The sequence below is a fragment of the Alteromonas gracilis genome (assembly GCF_002993325.1).
GTDB lineage: Bacteria > Pseudomonadota > Gammaproteobacteria > Enterobacterales > Alteromonadaceae > Alteromonas > Alteromonas gracilis.
On record NZ_PVNO01000031.1, the window covers coordinates 246555 to 266606 of the forward strand.

Here is a 20052-nt window from a genome sequence, read left to right on the forward strand (position 1 = left end):
CCCCAGCTATTTTCAGCATTATCACTCAAAAATTAAATTTGTTAATAGGTTGTATTAAATGCGTTGCTGGTTTAAAACAACACCATCCAATTAAGTTGAGAGTGAGGCTCACGCATCACAACTCCCGATAAAACATAATAACAACAGCGTAAACACAACTATGCCTGCGGCAACCACTCTGCAAGATTCCATCACCTTGTTACCTTTCAAGCCTAGCGCTTTAGCGATGGCGCTTTGCATGGTGTCGTTAGGGGTAAACCACGTTGCTTATGCTGAGTCGGTAGAGCCTCATCAGCAAGCCGAGGTGCTTGCGCAGAGGGCGTCGCCCCTTCCTGCTATAGATTTTGCCATTCCTGCACAGAATGCAGACGAGGCGATTATTGCATTTGCTAATCAAGCCGAGTTAACTGTTGTCTTTCCATTTAACAAAGTAAGGCATATTTTAGCGAATGAAGTAAGTGGTAACTATACGCCCCAGCTCGCAATTAAAAAGCTTTTAGAAGGAACAGGGCTGAGTGCTTACATTGTGGACAACACGCGCATAAAAATAGTGCCTATTGGTGAACGAGATAAGAGTAATTATCTAATTGGGCGCTTGTTTGACACCGTTACCGCACAAGACGACAGCCTAGTCACCGTGCCAGATGTGCAAGGCAACTATGATATTGAATATATTGAAGTAAGAGGCTTACGGGCGCGTATCGCCCAATCAGTTGCTATTAAACGTAATGCCAGCATTATTATGGACACAATTCAGTCGGTGGACATGGGTAAGTTTCCTGATCAAAACCTTGCAGAGGCATTGCAGCGGGTGTCTGGAGTATCTATCGACCGCGCCGAGGGAGAAGGGCAACTTGTCACAGTGCGAGGTTTTGGGCCTGAATTTAATAGGGTTCTGCTAAACGGTAGACCAATGGCAACTGATAAGCTCGGGCGCGAATTTAGCTTCGATACCCTAGCCTCTGAGATTGTCAGTAGTGTGATCGTACATAAGCAAAGCCAAGCAAGTATGCAATCGGGCGGAATTGGCGCAACGATAGATGTTCAAACAGCTAAACCTTTGTCCTTCAAGGGAATGCGAGCGGCAGGCAGCGTCAAAATGCAATACGATACCAACTCGCAGCAATACGCGCCGTCAACGTCCGCTATGTTCAGCAACACCTATTTAAATAACTCGTTGGGTGTTTTAGCCTCCTTTACTCAGCACCAACGTCAAGCCAGACTAGAAGAAGCGCAAATCGATGGCTGGTTGGTAAATACTAACGTACCTGAAAGTGAGCTTTCTAAAGACGTCGATACGTTATACGTTCCAAGAAATTACGATCAGAGAGTGCGTTTTGACGATAGAACCCGTACAGGGTCTGCGCTCGTTTTACAGTATCGACCTAACAACAAGCTGGAGCTTACTGCCGACTATTTGGGGTCGACATTCGACGTCGAGACCTCTGCAACCTCAATGGGACATTGGTTTACTTCAAGTAATCTTGAAGATGTCACGGTGGATGAAAACGGCACGGCGGTGGCGTTCTCACAAATCAGTGGCCATGCCACCGACTTTCACGCTCGCACATTTAATCGTTCATCCACCTCACAGAGCTTTGGCGTTTCAGCAAGTTATCTTGCAAGCGATAGTGTTATAGTCGATGCCGACTTGTCTTATTCGACAGCCAATGTCGACGACAATAATGGAGAAGGTAACGCACTTTCACTTATCGGTTATCTTAATCGCTCTTCCTTCGATCACACCCAGCAAAATGTCCTACCCGCGATATCGGGTTTTGAGCAAGCCAACCCAGACCAAGTAAATGCTTTTGGTAAGCCTGTAGGCGTATCGCATTACTTAGACCCTTCAAACGGTCGCGCTCACGTTATGTTACGTAGAGGGTGGAGTATTGATGACGATATAGGGCAGGCGAAGGTGAATATCAGCGTGTTGGGCGACGATAACTGGTTTAGCAAAATTGACGTTGGCGCAGCCTTAACTCAGCGAGAAAAAGCCAACGAAAGAAGAGACAACGAAGCAGATGCAAGACACTGTAGTTTTTGTGGCTATTTCGATATGCCAGATATCCCAGATAGTTTTCAAACCATATTTGATGCGGGCGATAATTTTCTTGGTTCGATAAGTGGGCATGAAAATATTCCTCGTCAATGGTTGAGGCACGACGGCAGTAAATTGTTCACTTACTTAGAAAACACTGGTGGTGTTAGTCTTGCCGCTGAGACAAGAGGAAGCTCTTTTGCAGTCAAAGAAGCAGTGTATGCGGGATATATTCAGGCCGCCATTGAAAAGGATTATGCGCCTTGGTTTATCGATATTCATGCAGGGCTTCGGGCTGAATATACAGATGTGCAGGTAAGTGGCGTCGACGAGCAGCTATCAGCGCTTGTCATTTTAGATCAAACCGAACTCGGGCAGGAGTTTGGCGCGTCTGTAAATATCAATAAGTCCACAAATTATACCAACTTACTTCCGAATTTGAGTTTGAAAGCCAGCTGGCTCGATAATTGGGTGCTACGCGTGGCTTATAACCACAGTATTACTCGCCCAACTTTGGAGCAGATGGCCCCAGGCGTGACTTATACCACCACGCGGCAAGGAGGCGATTTAAGGGCACGTATTGGAAATTCACAGCTACTGCCCTTTGAGGCAATTAATACTGATATTGCCATTGAGCACTATTACCAAGAAAACAGCTATGTATCAGCAGGCTATTTCAGAAAAACAGTGGATAACTTCATCGTGAATGAGAGCAATACGCAAGCATTCAATAACGTAACTGACCCTAGTACCGGCGATGATCCAAACGCAGTTGATGATGCCGACGCTTTAGCCTTGTTTACAGTAATTTCGCCTAACAATGGTGAATCTGCAACCGTCGAAGGTGTAGAGATAGCGATGCAACACTTTTTCGGTGAGTCAGGGTGGGGATTACAGGCCAATGCAAGTTTCGTAGACAGCAACGCAGAGCTGGATGCGGCCAATGTTCGCTCAACCTTTGCGCTTACCGGGCTATCTGGCGCAAAGAATGTGGTGCTGTTTTATGAAAAAGACGCCTTACAATGGCGCCTGGCTTGGAACCAGCGAGAAGGCTTTCTGCAATCGCTCAACCAAACTCAAAGTACTGAGCCAACCTTTGTCAGCCCATATCAACAGTGGGATATGAGTCTTTCATATCAAATTAGCCCTCGCGTCGCCATATCCTTTGAGGGTATCAATATTACTAATGAAACTGTGCATAAACGGGGCCGTTTCAGTAATCATTTATTACTTGTACAAGATGCAGGCGCCCGCTATGCATTAGGGGTTAACATTATTTACTAATCGTTCTGGTTATTTTGGCGCATAGCACTCTACGACTTTGGCTTACCTTGCTCTAATGCTTCTATTTCTTTCCAAAGCTGCTCAGATTGTGCGGTGAGCAATGAGTAGGTTTTTATGTCGCCGTTTCTTTGAGCATGCATGGCTTTTTCAAGCAAAGCGTCATACTGCTTTCGCATTTTTTTCGTTGGGTTACTTTTGAAAAGTCCAAACATGGTAAACATCCTATATGGTGATTTAGCGAGGAAACGTTTGAAAACAAACTTTCGATCACCTTTTTTGTGTGAATAAACCTTCATGAATGTTTTGCACAAAGCGCCCACTGTGGTGTGAGTACGTTTTTAGCTTCTTTACCGATGTAAAGTTATGCTCGTTAAAGAGTGCGTCAAAAAACAATACTGGCGTTTGCAGTGAGTCTGCCGTTCTTTGCATCCGCTGAATTCGAAATATTGTTGGGTAGACAGCCACTGTGCAATAGGTTGGCAGGATACAATAAAGCGCGGTTGAATTTTGGTTCTACTCGAGCGATTTGAGTAAACATGTCGGTATCACCATTGATGTAAGCTTTGGGCGGAAGCCCTACGCTGGTGGCCTGCCGTTTTAGCGTTCTGAAATAGTTTTCATACTGGGCTGAGTCCACGCGCTCTAATCCGGTTTCAATGTGTCGATAAAAAGCCGTGCCGCCTAAAGGTTCACTAAACAGGTAGTGCACGAATGCCCATTCATTATCACTTTGTGTATCAATGTGTGGAATACATTGAATGGGCGACAAGCTCTTCGGTGCTTGATTGGCGATGGAAAGCTGCACAAGTGGTATTTGAAGTGGTTTTTCCACGCCAAAGCTTTGCATACTTTCGTGCAAAGAAAGTAGGCAAAACAGTTTATTTAGCGAGGTATGTAGGTGTGCTTCGTACCCTTTAGGCGCGTGACTTCTAACACCGGGGTAAAAGTCGCCATCGCGTTTTGTAAATTGATGATACTGGGCTATTGTCTCTACCAAACTCTGCGGGTCTGGTATGAAATCATCAATAACAACAACCGGCGTGGCTTTTTCGCCAACTTTAATTAATTCGTAGTTTGAAACCATGCGTCTGCGTTTTTATTTGCCTTGTTCTTTTTGTTGATAAGGGCATAGATTTGTGCGTTTGACGCTATCAGCGTGTAAATGCTTTGCAGCATGTTTTGTGCATGCAAATCAGCAATCGCGTCAGCGCTAAGCGCCGCAAGCTTATCCTCATCAATAGTATATAACCCTGTTATAGACGTTTTGCTATCGTTTTCAAAGGTAATATCTAACGTAAATGGTGTAATAAGGTTGTGCTGTTGCAGCACGGCAATAAAACGCTGATTTTGCGTTTCACCGTCAAGAAGCTGAGCAAGGATCTGCTGCTTCTCTAACAGGTAGCTGCTAGGCTCTCCTGTGTTATCAAAAAGCGGCGTTCCCTTTTCTTCGCTTACTGAAGCGTTATCCATATCAATGCACAGCACCCTGTTATTGCTGTCAGCGCTTTGCGTTTCCGTTCCTACATAGAAAGGCAGCCGTTCAAACTGTGCGGGAATATAAACCGCATCCCATTCACCTTGCTGCCAAAATAGGTTTTCCTTTTCTTCAAAACCTAACAAGGCCGATAAACCAAATTGTCCTGAGTCGTCAAACTTGGTGATCACCACGGGATAATGCACCACTAGCTTGTTTAGCTCAGAGACCACCACAGGAACAAGGTGCTGATTGGCGCTTAGTGACAATGCATCCTCGGTTACTTTCAAATCTGCATGCTGTTTATTATTAATGGCAACCATGTGAGTCATACGTAGGTCCTGCTTATTGATTTACGTTAAACGGCCTGCAGGCCGAATTGGTGAATTTTATTTATAAGTTCGCGATGTTTAGGCAGCTTCTCCACCGCCATTGTGCGCGCTTTCCTATTTTGCTGTAACTGCTGTTTGGCAAAGTCTGCATTTACCCATTGTTGATGTGTAGCTAAATCTGAGGTAAACCCCATTCCGTACAGCACATACTGATAGCTTGCCGCAGGAAATACCTCATTGTTGCTGGTAAAGTCTTTGTCACTCGGCGGGTGGTACTGCCACAGTGCGAGTAATTCTTTTAATGAGTCAGGAATGGTGTGGCTATCGCGATTGTCTCGCCAAAATGCGCTGTCTTCTCGCTTACTCAACATGTAATGCAGCTTTAAGAAGTCGATAATTCGCTGCCAACGATAAGAAAACGTGTCGTTAAAGCGCTTCGCCATAATATCCATCACGGCTCGGTTTGCTGGCAATTGTTCGGCAATCATTGAGGCCGATAATTCAACCAGTACAAGGGCAGAGGCTTCTAACGGCTCTAAAAAGCCCGCTGCTAGCCCAACAGCCACGCAGTTGTTTTGCCAAAAGCGCTGCCTGTGTCCGCTTTGAATAGTAATGTCTTTTACGTTTATCCCTTCTATGCCATTCAATGAGCTAGTTTGGCGAACGTAGGCATCTAACCGAGCATAGGCCTCATCTTTACTTTGGTGCCTGCTGGAATAGACGTGGCCTACACCTCGGCGTGACTGCAAACCGATATCCCAAATCCAACCAGCGTCTTGTGCGGTGGAGATAGTGTGGGAGGCAATAGGACTTTGCGGAGTGTCATAAGGCACGTGTACTGCTAATGCTCGGTCGATAAAAAGTACATCGTCACAGGGAATAAACGGCACCTTGTAATGCTCACCAAGCAGCATAGATTTAAACCCGGTACAGTCAACAAACAGATCGCCTTCTACTGTTACCCCTTGCTCGGTATGAAGAGCCTTAATATCGCCGTTGTCATTGCTTTCGACGCGGTTAACATCGGCTAATACATGGTGTACGCCTAGTTTTTCAGTACAGTGTTTGGTTAAAAAGGCGGTAAATTTCCCTGCATCTAGGTGATAAGCATAATTTGCGGTGCCTGCAAACTCTGCGTGACGTATGCTTTTAGGTGCACAGCCTGCTTCGCATATAGCTTCCTGAACACATGCTGCATGGGAAAAAGATTCGTTTAGTTCTGGTGCTACCATCTGCCAATAAGGGCCTAAATTTGTTTGTGAAAACCCTTGGGGCAGCATGAGAGGGTGGTAGTAAAAGTCGTGCTCTTCACCTGTAGTCCACTTAGCGAACTTTGCGCCTTGTTTAAATGTAGCGTCACATTCTTTGATGAAGGTGGTTTCACTAATACCCAATGCAATCAATGTAGAGCGCATGGTGGGCCAGGTGCCTTCCCCCACACCAATAATAGGTACATTGGGGCTTTCTACTAAAGTTACTTTAATGTCTTTGCGGGTTGCACATTGATGTTGCGCTGCAATACGACCAGCTGTAAGCCACCCTGCGCTGCCGCCACCGACTACTACAATGTGCGTTATGGGAGTTGCTGTTGCCATACTGTATTCCTGAATAAAAACTGTGGCTACCAAAGGGTAGCCACGAATGTAGGGCCAACAAATGCCGGCCCCAATTACGCGAAACTAAAAGTTTCCGCGCACACCGAGAGCCCAACGTCTGCCGCTGTCTTCAACTAACAGCAAGTGATTAGAGAAGCGACCGCGTTTATGTACAAACTCTTCGGTAAGGTTAATACCTTCAAAGAAGATTTCTACATTGTCTGTCACGCTGTAGCTACCGCTAATGTCAAGCTGTTGGTAAGACTCAACAATGGTTGGGCCGTCACCCTGCCCTTGTGTTAACGACTGAACAAACTCATCACGCCAGTTATAGGCAAGTCGAATTTGATAGTCGTCAGTTTCATAAAATGCCACTAAGTTGTATGAATCACTCAACCCAGTTAGCGCAAATACTTGATTAATATCGAACGGGTCTAGTTCGGCGTCACTGTCAACGATGGTTCCGTTGGCAAGTACCCCAAAGCCGTTGTCAAACGTATGTTGAATTGCAAGCTCGAATCCGTCTACCGTGGCGTCTTCCCCGTTATTTGGTAGTGTATTAGTAAACACAGCCACCTCGTCACCCGCATCTGGCGCGCTAGTGTTTGCTCCTGTCGAAGGGTCGGTTAGCAGGCTGCCGTCAGCAAGCTCAAACGTTTTGTCTTCTTGACTATTAACAATAAAGTTCGATACCAGCTTTCTGAAGTAACCAATTGATGCATAGCTTGCTTCGTCGTAGTAGTACTCAAGGGATAAGTCTAAGTTATCTGATTTGAATGGCTCTAGTGCAGGGTTACCACTTGTGGACGTTAAGTCACCACCTTGGCGAGTGGTCGTAATGACTGTTACCGGCGACATGCTGTTAAGCGTGGGGCGAGTAATAGTTGAACTTGCCGCAAAGCGCGCAATTAAGTCGTCGGTAATTTCCAAACGTACACTGAAGTTTGGCAATAGCACGTCGTAATCAGACTCTGTGGCAATACTTTGCGCGTCGCCAAAACCCGCGAGCATTTCGGTTTGATCTAGAATCGTTAAGCCCGTTATGGGCGCCTGCGTTCCGTTAACCGTTACATCTGTCATCTCATAGCGCACACCAGCGGTCGCGCTTAAGAACATGTCTGCTACTTCGCCTTCAAAATCGAATTCTACGTAGGTAGAGAGAATATCTTCTTCAACTTCAAAGCTATTGTTGCGACGTACCGCATCAAAACTAATAGATTCGCCATTTACGCTTTGATAATAAGATTCTAGAAACGCAAAGTTGGCTTCGCCATCATGGGCAAGCCAAGAGGTGGGCATACGACCGCTACCACTTACGTCAGAAAGGAAATCGCTGCCCGCATCAAAAACGTATTGGCTGCCTGCTGGGATCTCAGGTAAGTCAGGGTAACCACAGTAAGTACAGTGAATACCTACGCCTTCATTGTCCCAGCGGGTGAGTGATTTGGTTTCGGTACTGTACTGTGTGCCAAAGCGAATTTCAGTTAGACCGCTGCCATCTGTTACGTATTCGCCGTCAAAGCGCAGTTGGCTTACTTCGTCTTCTACAGCCCATCCGCGGCGCAGCATTACGTGAGCTCGGCTGTTAGCTTCATCAAGGTGATTGCTAACACCATCAGGCGTAAGTGCTGGATTGTAAATAGGGAAACCGTCAGGACCTGTAACAATCGCGCCATCTAGTTCTTGTTGACCGCTATAAATATTGCCATTAGGCGAGGCGAACATGCTGGCAACCGGTAAAATGTTGTCATCTACTTGGAATCGTACGCGGTTGGCATAACCAATAAGTGATAGTTGATCGCCGCCGCCGTTATTGGCTTCGCGCTCGGCTTCTGAATGGCTTAAATCAAACGATAAATTCAGATTATCAGAGTACTGGTAATCAAAGTTGAGGCCTATTGCATAGGTATCGGTTAAACGGTCGAACGTTTTGGCGTGCATATCTGTCGCCAAACCGACTTCTTGGTATAAGTCGACAATAGTACCGTTTGCGTCTACCGTTGGGCTGCGGCGATTGCCGTTTTCATCAAACAAGCTGCCGTCATCGCCTACACCCTGTATGTTAGGTGCGGTAAACCAGTGGCCGTAAGACGTCGCTTCCGATTCTACGTCAAAATCTGAGTACAGTGCGTCAGCAGTTACAACCAGTTTGTCGTTAGGCGCATATTGGAATACAAGGTTAGCGTTTGTGCGGGTACGTTCTTCAAAGGTAACTTTGTGGTCGTAGTTTCGTGGCGAAAATACATTGCCTGTCCAGGCTTCGCCTGATTGTGTAACAGGGTTCGGCACACCAACGTTTTCTAGCCAACCGTCCATTTGAGCTTGGTTAAGGCGAGTCTCTCGCTCTTGGTGTGAAATGGCGAGTAATACGCCGAAGGTGTCGTCGTTGAACGTGTTGCTGATGAGGCCAGAAAATTGCGGCGTTGTTTCTTCGCTATTTTCGTCATACACGCCTTTTACCGAGCCCGCCATTTTGAAGCCGTTTAGTGCAAACGGACGTGCGGTATTAATATTTATAGTAGAGCCTACACCACCAGACTGCATTGTGGCCGTTGACGTTTTATGCACGTCAAGGCTGCTTACTAACTCAGAAGCAATTGTGTCAAAACTAAACGCGCGCGAATCGTTTTCAGACGCCATCTGGCGACCGTTTACTAATACCGTGTTGAACTGTGGACCAAATCCACGCACGGTAATAAGCTGACCTTCGCCACCAGAACGGTCAATAGATACGCCGGTAATACGTTGTAGTGATTCAGCTAAGTTGGTATCGGGAAAGTCACCGATATCTTCTGCACTTATGGCATCGACTACGCCCGCTGAGCTTCGTTTAACATCCATCGATTTTGCAACCGATGAACGGATACCACTTACCTCAATCACTTCTACGTCATTATTGGGTTGCGCCTCTTGGGCAAATGCACTATTAGCAGAAATAGCGGATGCTAAAACTGCTGCCACTGAGCATGCAAGCTTTGTTTTCCTGTACATGATGGTGTGTGTCCTAATCGTTAATTTTAATTCGCTTTGTGGTGTGCACCCCACTCGGCTTTTTCTTACAGCATTACGCTGTCAATTTGTAAAGACGACACCATTTGTAAAATCCCCCAATTTAATTTAACAATTTTTTAAATTAATTGACTCGAGGTGATGAGAGTGCACTGTTTTATTTGAATAACGGTAAACATCTTTCACCTTTACGGTTGTCTAAAAAACACACACTTTTCGTTTCATTCATAAAATGAATGCAAATTTATCTACTCCATTTATCTTCCCTATGCCATCTCTATATAAATATTAGTTATGACTCGTAAGCAAAAGATACTAGTGATGTATGCCCTGATAGCGTAGCTTTGCCGCAGTTTTGCTTGAAAATTGAGCGGGGGAAAGGTGTTATTCAAATCGAAATCACTACAGAGATTGATATCTCTATTTTGAATTTCGCTAGGGAATGCTAGGCATAAGTGAATAAAATGGCTTGATACTGTTCAAAAAGTGTCATTCTCGAATAGCCGGAATGTAAGGAGAAGCGTGTGGAAATCATAATTTTAAATGAGTCAAAAGCGCCAGATCCGCTAGATAATGTGGAGAAGCGATGTGCAGCTACACCAAGTAGTGCACAGCGACTGGTAAAGAAAGGTGCGAACTTGCTACTTGAAGCAGGGGCGGGCTTACACTCAGGGTATTCAGATAAAGAATATGAAGATGTAGGTGTAACTGTCATCGATGATGTGAATGAAGCATTATCAACCGCAGATATGGTAGTTTCGGTTAATAAACCCTCGGATGCACAGCTGGCGTTGATGAAAAAAGGGGCCGTTGTGGTTGGCCATCTTGACCCTTTCTTTCAGCAACCGCTAATTGAATCTATTGCCGAGAGAGGGTTAACCGCCATTTCTGTAGAAATGATCCCCCGTTCTTCACGTGCTCAGAAAATGGATGCCCTAAGTTCACAAGCAAGTCTTGCTGGCTATGTCATGGTTATGCAGGCTGCGAACAAGCTGCCATCAATATTACCTATGATGATGACGCCCTCTGGAACAATAAAACCAGCGAAGGTATTTATCATTGGCGCAGGCGTAGCGGGTTTACAAGCTATTGCAACCGCGAAGCGCTTAGGGGCAAACGTGCTTGCTTACGACACCCGAGCGGTTGTTGCCGAGCAGGTAGAGTCGCTGGGTGGGAAATTTTTAAAAATTGATATTGGCGAAACCGGTCAAACTAAAGATGGTTACGCGAAAGAACTTACCGACGAGCAAAAAGCGAAGCAGCAAGAAGCACAGCGCGACGCTATAGCCGACTCTGACATCGTTATTACTACGGCACAGCTATTTGGTCGCAAACCACCGGTACTTATTTCGAAAGACACGCTAGCACTCATGAAGCCAGGCAGTGTGGTAGTTGATATGGCTGCAACATCGGGCGGAAACGTAGAGGGCTCTGTGGCTGGCGAAACCGTTGAAATTAGTGGTGTGACCGTTATTGGTAACGGCAACTGGAGTCAGTTTGTTGCCAGAGCTGCAACCGATATGTATGCCAACAATATCTATAATTTGGTTGATGAATTCTTTGATGATGAAACCAAAAGCTTTGGTTTGAACTTAGAAGACGACATTCTTGCCGGCTGTGTGATTACTCACGATGGAAAGATTATCAACGAGATGCTTAACAACGCATACAAGGGAGCCTAATTATGGAAATCATCTACTTACTTTTCATCGTATTGTTGGCGGCTTTTTTAGGCTTTGAATTAATTCGAAAAGTACCTGCCACGTTACACACGCCCTTGATGTCTGGTTCCAATGCGATATCGGGCATTACGCTAGTGGGAGCGTTGGTTGCTTCGGGTAGCGATAACAATTTACTGACCACCATTTTAGGTACTGCTGCGGTCGCGCTGGCAAGTATTAATGTCGTTGGCGGTTATCTCGTTACCGACCGTATGCTCGGTATGTTCAAGAAAAAAGATAAATAAGGAGTACGCAAGTGAGTGATATCGTAACCGTAATAAACCTTGCGTACGTAGTAGCAGCAGCACTATTTATTCTTGGACTCAAACTACTTAGTCATCCAGATACGGCGAAAAAAGGTAACTTTATATCAGCTATCGGTATGCTGATAGCCGTAGTGGTAACTCTGCTTGATCAGCAGATTATTAGCTATCACTACATCCTTTTGGGTTTTGTTATCGGCGGTGCGTTTGGCGCATGGAAGGCCAAAACCGTTGAAATGACAGCAATGCCAGAGATGGTGTCGTTGTTTAACGGTTTTGGTGGTGCAGCATCTTTGCTTTTGGGGTGGGCAACATTAGCCGGTATGAGCCTAATTACCCTTAAAACAGAAAGTGCATTTACTTTTATAACACTGTTTTTCACTATTTTAGTAGGCGGTATTACGTTTTCAGGCTCGGTTGTTGCCTGGGGTAAACTGTCAGGAAAAATGAGCTCGAAAGCGGTTATTTTCACAGGGCTTCGCGAGCTTAGCATTTTGCACATAATTGGGATGGTGGTCATTGGCTACTTCTTTACCACTGACCCAAGCAATCCACTTTGGATATACTGTGCAATAGCGTTGTCTTTAAGCTTTGGCTTGTGGGCTACTATTTCAATCGGTGGCGCAGACATGCCGGTGGTTATCGCACTACTAAACAGTTATTCAGGTGTAGCAGCGTCTGCTGCAGGGCTTGCCACTGGCAATACTATACTGATTGTAACTGGCTTATTGGTTGGCGCTTCAGGGCTTATACTTACCAACATTATGTGTAAGGCCATGAACCGCTCACTGATGAACGTGCTTTTGTCTGGCTTTGCGAAGCCGGTAGAAGCGGGTGAAAAAATAGAGGGCGAAATCAAAATACTGTCAGCGCAAGATGCATTTTATGTATTAGAAGCAGCGCAAGCAGTCCTGGTGGTGCCCGGTTACGGTATGGCGGTTGCGCAAGCACAGCATGCAGTAAGAGAACTTCAGTCACTGCTAGAAGAAAACGGCTGTACGGTTGATTATGCTATCCACGCAGTGGCGGGGCGCATGCCGGGGCACATGAACGTGCTGCTGGCAGAAGCTGATGTCCCATACGACCAATTGTACGAAATGGATGATGTTAACCCTCGTATGGAAAACTATGATGTGGTTATTGTTATTGGCGCCAATGACGTCGTTAATCCTGCGGCCAAAGAGATGAAAGGTAGCCCTATCTACGGTATGCCGGTTATTGAGGCTTATCGTGCGAAAACAGTCTTTGTGCTTAAGCGCTCTGCAAATGCTGGTTTTGCAGGTGTAGATAACCCCCTATTCTTCAAAGACAATACGCGTATGGTACTAGGTGACGCAAAAGACACCATTAATAGTATTATTCGAGAGTTTGGCGACGACTAGAACTAAGTTTTTACAACACTAGTAAGCGGATTTAAAAGGCCTGTTTAAACACAGGTCTTTTCTTTTTGAAAAGAGTATTAAATTTAACTGTAAGAGCCCGTCTTTATTTGAGATCCACACCTTTCATCTCTAATATATTATTTTAGAACTACCAAAATCATTAACAGAGTCAAAGAGATTTACGAATAGATGCATATAGCGCCCTTTCACATAGAGCTGTTCAGAAATTGTATGTTGGTAACCCTTCGCGGCAAGTGGACGATGTCTACCAATATTCAATATCTAGGCAAACTCTCCGAAAGCTTAAAAGCGCGGCAAGGTAAGCCTTTTCATTTATTTGTAGACATGCGCGGCTGGCAAATTCCTAAATCAGATAATTTTAATCAAATTAAATCATCCATAACCCTAGACAGGCGGAACCAGCTAAGTGAGCTGTGGTTAGAGAATGAAGAAACAGACGCAGAGCATATCGCTCAAAAGTTTTTTAATTCGTCTTCGACTAAACTGGGGTTTACACTTATACGTACTCACAACGTCTCGGATTTTATCACCCATTGTGAGGATAAAGCTGATGACATGGCTATTGAGTATATTCGAACATGGATAGGCGTTTAAACGCGAATGTTCGATTAACAAAATTAGTCGCGACAATAGATATTTTACGTCGCAACTACTATCGCGTTCAGTTCTGTGTTGTCTATAATACGCAGCCTATTTTCGCACTTTCTCTGCTAGGTATTAGCCTAGCCCACTTACAAACAGGTGAATAAATTGTCAGATTGGAGCATCGAAGAAGCAGAGCGCGTCTATGGCGTGTCTAAATGGGGTGGTGGCTACTTTCAAATTGGTAAAAACGGTAACGTCCATATAACCCCTGTTCCTGAAGATCCTAGCATTCAAATCGACTTTAATTCGGTGATTGAAGATATCCGTAAAGAAGGCGTTCAATTTCCAGTCGTTGTTCGTTTCCACGATATATTGCGTTCGCAAGTTGCAGGCTTAAATAAAGCATTTAGAAGTTCTATCGAAGAAGCTGAATACCAGGGCCAATATCAAGGCGTATACCCGGTTAAAGTTAACCAAATGCGTGAAGTCGTTGAAGAAATCGTCGATGCCGGTAAACCTTTTAACTACGGTTTAGAAGCGGGTTCAAAAGCCGAGCTGCTTACCGTGCTTGCTATGAACACAAATGAAGAGTCGCTGACTATTTTAAATGGCTATAAAGACGATGAAGTAATGCGTCTTGCGCTATTAGGCAGAAAGCTTGGCCGCCGTGTTGTCGTGGTTGTAGAGAAGTACACAGAGCTTCTTTTATTGGTAAAAATAGCTAAAGAGCTAGAAATCGACCCTATTATTGGCGTGCGCTCTAAAATGACGGTGAAAGGTCGTGGTAAATGGGAAAGTTCTGGTGGCGAACGTGCGAAATTTGGATTAACAATTACTGAGATCATCAACGCAGCCCGCTATCTTGAAGAGCAAGGCATGGCGCACTGCCTGAAGTTACTTCACTTCCATATCGGCAGCCAGTTGACCGACATTCGCGCGGTAAAAGAAGCGGTAACCGAAGGTGCACGAATTTACGCCGACCTTCACAAAATGGGCTTCGAGTTAGATTATGTTGATGTTGGTGGTGGTTTAGGTATCGACTACGACGGCAGTAACTCTACTAACGAGTCTTCCCGTAACTACAGCATGCAAGAATATGTAGCAGATGTGGTCTACGGTATGAAAGAAATGTGTGATTTAGAAGGCGTACCACATCCACACCTTGTGAGTGAGAGCGGTCGGGCCATCACTGCGCATCATAGCTGTGTTATTACTGAGATTGTGGGTGAGATTAAATCTAATGCGTCTCACATGGATACGTCTGCGACAGAGGGTGAGCACTTTTTCCTGAAAAACATGCGTGAACTGGCTGATACGTTTGATGAACAAACGAACATGCATGAAATTTACAACGACGCGTCTCAGTATAAAGAGCAAGCGCTCGATGCGTTCAAGCTTCGCGTGCTGTCACTTGAAGAGCTGGGTAAAATCGAAACCCTTTACTGGCAAATTATGGGTCGGTTACAGCAGTGGTATCGCAACGAAGAATACGTGCCAGAAGAACTACAAGAACTAGACTACAGCCTGTCGTCTCAGTATTTGTGTAACTTCTCTGTGTTTCAGTCGGCCGCGGATACATGGGCTATCGACCAGCTTCTACCTGTAGTGCCGCTAACGCGCATGAATGAAGAGCCAACGATTAACTGCTCTTTGGTGGATATTACCTGTGACAGTGACGGCAAAATTGACCAGTTCACCATTGGTCGCGAAATTACTGACGTGCTGCCTATGCATCCACTCAAAAAAGACGAACCATACTATGTGGGGCTTTTCTTGACAGGTGCGTATCAAGACGTAATGGGTGATATGCACAACTTATTCGGTCGTTTAAACGAAGTGCATATTTACAGCTATGATGACGACCCAGAAGACTTTTATATAGAAGAAGTAGTGAAAGGCTCGTCGGTAGAAGATGTATTGAACATCATGCAGTACAACCCGCGAGCAATGGCGTCAGACGTAAAACGCTTAATCGACAAGCAAGTGTGGGATGGAAAGTTGAACCCTCGTGAAGGGGTACGATGGACTGACTTCTACGAAAATTGTTTAGCTGGTTACACTTACCTTAAGCAGTAATCGTAGCGAGAATAAAGCTTGGTCTGTTAATGCGTAAATGGTTAACAGACTTATTGAGCCGATACCGATATTACTTATCTGTGTCGGCTTTTTTCAAATAGCGTTTCCATAGCTCAGCAGTGGTTGAGTTAATCATATTAGACTCTGCATTCATTAGCATTACGTAACCGACTTTGTGTTCAGGTGAAAATGCTACGTCGGCGCGGTAACCCTTTACCCAGCCACCATGGTAATTGAGCTTCACGCCATTTAAGTCATAAACACGCCAGCCCAATCCATAGTGAGCATCATCAATCATCCCTCGCCAGCCTCGTCTGTAGGTTTCCCTTTTTGTCTTAACTCGTTCGGTGGTGACATAGTCGATCATCTCTTCAGAAATAACGGTAGGGAACTCTCCAAGCAATGCCTGCAAATATATGGTCATGTCTGAAATGCTGGCATTGACGCCTGCCGCCGGAGAAAACCGGTAATAGTTGCTTTCCACTTTACCTTCACGCCATTTATTTCTAGCAATGGCGATATGAGGATGAGCCCAAGAGTCTGAGGCCAGTAACCCACCTTTCCCTACGCTTGCGGTTTTCATCCCTAGCGGCGCAAACAAGTTGGCTTGAAGTTGACGAGAATAGGAGGTGTTGTTGTTGCTAAAGTAATACTCTAGTGCACCAAATAGGGCGTTTTGATAAGTATAGCATTCACCTGGTTTGCATAGAGGTTCAAGTTCACCTAATGACTTGAGAACCCGCTCTAGTGAGTAGTCTGCTTCTATAAGGTTATCGTAAGCGTTTGGCATGAAGCCACTAGACTGACCAACGATATGCTGTAGTTGTAGTGCCCCCATGCCTTTTCCTTTGAAAGGAATATCCGGTAGCAATGTGGAGATGGGCGTCTCCCAGCTTAGCTGCTTTTTTTCAACAAGCTTTGCCGAAAGTAATGCCGTAAACGTCTTTGAGACAGAGGCTAAACGAAATACGGTATCTTGTGTTACCTTCTCGCCTCCTTTCTTTTGAGTCTTCCCATATACATAAACACGCGGGGCTTTACCCTGCTCATAAAAAACAAAAGCATAACCTGGCACATTGTATTTGGCGGCTTCTTTTTGCACAAAGCTAGCGTAATCGTCCAGCCAGTCAGCGGTTACATTTTGTGAAGTAACCAGTAGCATAGCTACTAACCAGCATTGAGATAGGCGCAGCATCAAGAAGCGCAGAGAGTTCAGCATACAGTCACTCGTTATGCCTGCGGTCTAAAACGAAATCCATCAGGCGCTCATTATTATTGTCGTGTTATTATGCGTTTAGCCGCTCTAATGATCAAATGTCGCTATTGGTGGTCAATATTTCGTTTTTATTGAGTTCTGATTTTGTCGCACTTAAGCTGTTAATTGACGATACACTTATCTGCATTCACTAACCTGTAACAACACGTGGCAAGTTTATGGCAGACAGTGCTGCTCCAATAAAACCCCTGTTAGGCGAAAGTGTTTTTTCGAAAGCCAGGCTTAGTCGCGATCCTCGCTTTGATGGCCGCTTTTTTGTTGCAGTAAAAACAACCGGCATTTTTTGCAGACCTATCTGCCCCGCACGTTTACCCCTTGAAGAGAACGTCACCTACTATCAATATGCCACGCAGGCGATGAAAGAAGGATATCGCCCTTGCTTTCGTTGCAGGCCAGATAGCGCGCTAAATTCGCCCGCTTGGAAAGGGGTAGGAGCCACGATAACTCGTTCGTTGTCGCTGTTGTCATCAATACCAATTCAACCTGTGGCTGAAATAGCTTCCCGCCTTGGCATTAGTGAGCGCTATCTCAACAAACTTGTGGTTAGTGCTATCGGTATCTCTCCTAAACAGTTTCAGAATATGCAGCGCGCTTTGTTTGCAAAGCAGCTAATACAGCAAACTCAACTGTCTATGACTGACGTGGCAGTGACAGCAGGCTTTCAATCGCTTAGACAATTACAGCGTTCAGTAGAGCAATACTGTAATACTTCACCAACGCAATTGAGAAAAAAGAGAGTGACTACACAAAAAAATATAACGTTGTTTCTTTCTTATCGGCCTCCTTATAACTGGCCCTATGTCAGAGGGTTTTTAGCTGCCCGAGCAGTGGAGGGAGTAGAGAAGGTAACTGAAAATAGCTATGCGCGATATTTTCCTGAAAACGGGAAAATCGGTGCCTTCAAAGCCGAGCATATCTCAGCGCGACATGGCTTTGAGGTTCAAATCGACATGTCGGATTTGAACTGTCTTTATAGAATAATCGACAATATAAAGATGGTGTTAGACCTACATGCCGACCCATTACTCATTGAGGAAAGCCTTTTGCAAGCCGGTTTGCCTGATCACTTATTAACAGAAGGTTTGCGTTTACCTAGCGCCTGGAGCGTGTTTGAAAGTGGCTGTCGCGCTATAGTAGGGCAGCAGGTCAGTGTTAAAGCCGCCATTGGGCAAGTGACGTTGCTCTGCCATAAACTCGGCAGCAAAGCACCTGATAACGTGTTCTCGATAGATCAAAACATGAACAGGCAAAAAAGCTATTGCTTTCCCACACCAGAAGCAGTGGCAACTAATAGCCTTGAATTTTTACGCATGCCGAAAGCGAGAAAAGAAGCGGTGCGCCACTTCGCAGGTTTATTTTTAGACGGCAATAACCCAAGCCACGAAGCGATACTAGCAATCAAGGGCGTTGGGCAATGGACTCTCGATTATTTAAAAATGCGGGGTGAGCGAAACCCTGATATTTATCTCAATGGTGATCTGATCGTACGTAAAATGGCAGCTCAGTATCCAATAGAACCGGATAAAGCGGCGCCATGGCGCAGTTATTTAACCCTTCAATTGTGGCAACTAAGTAACCAGCAAAAAGAATTACAATTATGATATTTACAAGTTTTGTAAGCAGTCCCGAAGGGCTGATTAGAGTAGATGCCAACAACTCGGGGATAACCGACGTTCAATTTGTAGCGCCACATAAAGACGAAGATGTGGCGTGCGGCACCGAAGAGAATAGTAACGCCATAACGAAAGAGGCATGTAAGCAACTTAACGCTTATTTTGAAAAGAGGTTACGTGAGTTTGACTTGCCTCTGGCTCCTGACGGAACCCGTTTTCAGCATTCAGTGTGGAAGGCGCTACAGTCAGTACCTTATGGGGAAACAGCCAGTTATCTAGATATTGCGAATGCCATAGGTAATCCGAAAGCGGTGCGTGCCGTTGGTATGGCAAATGGTCGCAATCCTATTGCGATTATAGTGCCTTGCCATCGTATAATTGGTAGCAACAAAACCCTAACCGGCTACGCAGGTGGCCTACCGCGAAAGCAATACTTATTGAATTTAGAAGGGGCCCAAGGGGTGCTCTGGTCATAAGAGAATGGTGATAAAAGAATGGCAGTAAGAGACATTATCTCGCTTTTAGTATTAGCTGGGATTTGGGGCGGCTCATTTATTTTTATGCGCGTTGCAGCGCCAGAGTTTGGCATTTATGTGTTGGTGGCAATACGTACCCTACTAGCAACAGCGGTGTTATTACCTTTACTATTGATACGGGGTTCGGTTCGAGAGATTAAGCACCACTGGTTTGCCATAGCGCTTGTGGGGATGGCAAATACCGCCGTTCCCTTCGTGTTATTCAATTACAGCAGCCTTCATTTAGAGGCTGGCGTAAACGCTATATTGAATGCTACAGCGCCTATGTTTGGCGCAATTGTGGCGTGGCTTTGGCTTGGTGACAAACTGAATAAATCAGCAATAGCTGGCCTTTTTGTGGGGTTTATTGGTGTTACTGTGATCAGCCAGCAAAAGCTAGGCGAGGGAGAAGTCAGCTTTCTACCTATTCTTACCGCACTCCTCGCTACCACAGGATACGGTATTGCGGCTTGTATGATGAAAAAATGGCTGCAAGGGGTAAAACCTTTAGTGGTGGCAACGGGAAGTCAGGCCATGGCCAGCGTAATGCTCGCGCCTTTTGCACTAGCTACCCTACCTGAAGCTATGCCAAGCGCTAATGCGTGGATGAATGCCGTAGCATTGGCGGTTGGTGGAACAGGCATTGCCTATATTTTATACTTTAAACTTATTGCCGACATTGGCCCAGCCAAAGCCATTACGGTGGCTTACTTAGTACCGCTATTTGGCATTATCTGGGGCGTACTTTTTTTACAAGAACATCTGTCTTTGCAGACCATTGTGGGCGGTTTAATGATTTTATTTGGCGTCGCATTAACAACAGGCGTCCTCAAACGAAAACGCCTTAAAGTTAAGCCTGCGTGAG

Annotated in this window: 15 protein-coding genes; 9 read left to right on the forward strand and 6 right to left on the reverse strand. The window is 45.3% G+C overall.

Annotated features, from left to right (window positions below; all coding sequences use genetic code 11):
* Positions 1–238: 238 nt before the first annotated feature.
* On the forward strand, positions 239–3325 hold the full coding sequence (locus C6Y39_RS17760) for a TonB-dependent receptor (protein ID WP_420808498.1): 3087 nt from the start codon (positions 239–241) through the stop codon (positions 3323–3325).
* 29 nt (positions 3326–3354) lie between these two features.
* On the opposite strand, the gene C6Y39_RS17765 is transcribed toward C6Y39_RS17760, so the two are convergent.
* The 5 genes from C6Y39_RS17765 to C6Y39_RS17785 all read right to left on the reverse strand — a co-directional run bounded on the left by C6Y39_RS17765 (position 3355) and on the right by C6Y39_RS17785 (position 9717).
* Positions 3355–3537, reverse strand: a complete 183-nt coding sequence (locus C6Y39_RS17765; RefSeq protein ID WP_105932721.1) for a DUF6435 family protein — start codon at positions 3535–3537, stop codon at positions 3355–3357.
* A gap of 170 nt (positions 3538–3707) precedes the next feature.
* Positions 3708–4409, reverse strand: coding sequence for a DUF6445 family protein (locus C6Y39_RS17770; RefSeq protein ID WP_105932549.1), 702 nt, complete (start codon positions 4407–4409; stop codon positions 3708–3710).
* A complete protein-coding gene (locus C6Y39_RS17775) occupies positions 4388–5131 on the reverse strand; it encodes a SapC family protein (RefSeq protein ID WP_105932550.1) in 744 nt (247 codons plus the stop codon). Before C6Y39_RS17775 ends, C6Y39_RS17770 begins: the two co-directional genes overlap by 22 nt.
* A gap of 26 nt (positions 5132–5157) precedes the next feature.
* The gene (locus C6Y39_RS17780) at positions 5158–6726 is read right to left on the reverse strand and encodes a tryptophan halogenase family protein (protein WP_105932551.1); all 1569 of its coding nucleotides are present in this window, start codon (positions 6724–6726) and stop codon (positions 5158–5160) included.
* 84 nt (positions 6727–6810) lie between these two features.
* On the reverse strand, positions 6811–9717 hold the full coding sequence (locus C6Y39_RS17785; protein ID WP_105932552.1) for a TonB-dependent receptor: 2907 nt from the start codon (positions 9715–9717) through the stop codon (positions 6811–6813).
* Between the two features lie 542 nt (positions 9718–10259).
* Between C6Y39_RS17785 and C6Y39_RS17790 the strand changes: the two genes are divergently transcribed.
* The 5 genes from C6Y39_RS17790 (at position 10260) to speA (ending at position 15783) form a co-directional block, all read left to right on the forward strand.
* Complete coding sequence (locus C6Y39_RS17790) at positions 10260–11417, forward strand: NAD(P) transhydrogenase subunit alpha (RefSeq protein ID WP_105932553.1); 1158 nt, start codon at positions 10260–10262, stop codon at positions 11415–11417.
* 2 nt (positions 11418–11419) lie between these two features.
* Complete coding sequence (locus C6Y39_RS17795; RefSeq protein WP_014951245.1) at positions 11420–11701, forward strand: NAD(P) transhydrogenase subunit alpha part 2; 282 nt, start codon at positions 11420–11422, stop codon at positions 11699–11701.
* An 11-nt stretch (positions 11702–11712) separates the two neighbouring features.
* On the forward strand, positions 11713–13101 hold the full coding sequence (locus C6Y39_RS17800) for an NAD(P)(+) transhydrogenase (Re/Si-specific) subunit beta (protein ID WP_105932554.1): 1389 nt from the start codon (positions 11713–11715) through the stop codon (positions 13099–13101).
* Between the two features lie 189 nt (positions 13102–13290).
* Positions 13291–13716, forward strand: coding sequence for an arginine decarboxylase (locus C6Y39_RS17805; RefSeq protein WP_105932555.1), 426 nt, complete (start codon positions 13291–13293; stop codon positions 13714–13716).
* Positions 13717–13872: 156 nt separating this feature from the next.
* Positions 13873–15783, forward strand: coding sequence for a biosynthetic arginine decarboxylase (gene speA / locus C6Y39_RS17810; RefSeq protein WP_105932556.1), 1911 nt, complete (start codon positions 13873–13875; stop codon positions 15781–15783).
* Positions 15784–15853: 70 nt separating this feature from the next.
* Here speA and C6Y39_RS17815 read toward each other — a convergent pair whose 3' ends face one another.
* The gene (locus C6Y39_RS17815) at positions 15854–17002 is read right to left on the reverse strand and encodes a serine hydrolase domain-containing protein (protein WP_105932557.1); all 1149 of its coding nucleotides are present in this window, start codon (positions 17000–17002) and stop codon (positions 15854–15856) included.
* Between the two features lie 215 nt (positions 17003–17217).
* Between C6Y39_RS17815 and C6Y39_RS17820 the strand changes: the two genes are divergently transcribed.
* Genes C6Y39_RS17820 through C6Y39_RS17830 form a run of 3 tightly spaced genes read left to right on the forward strand, consistent with a single transcriptional unit; the run spans position 17218 to position 20051 of the window.
* Positions 17218–18660 (forward strand): DNA-3-methyladenine glycosylase 2 family protein, encoded by a 1443-nt coding sequence (locus C6Y39_RS17820; RefSeq protein ID WP_105932558.1) that lies wholly within the window; start codon positions 17218–17220, stop codon positions 18658–18660.
* A complete protein-coding gene (locus C6Y39_RS17825; RefSeq protein WP_105932559.1) occupies positions 18657–19148 on the forward strand; it encodes a methylated-DNA--[protein]-cysteine S-methyltransferase in 492 nt (163 codons plus the stop codon). Before C6Y39_RS17820 ends, C6Y39_RS17825 begins: the two co-directional genes overlap by 4 nt.
* An 18-nt stretch (positions 19149–19166) precedes the next feature.
* Positions 19167–20051 (forward strand): DMT family transporter, encoded by an 885-nt coding sequence (locus C6Y39_RS17830; protein ID WP_105932560.1) that lies wholly within the window; start codon positions 19167–19169, stop codon positions 20049–20051.
* The last annotated feature ends 1 nt before the right edge of the window (position 20052 follow it).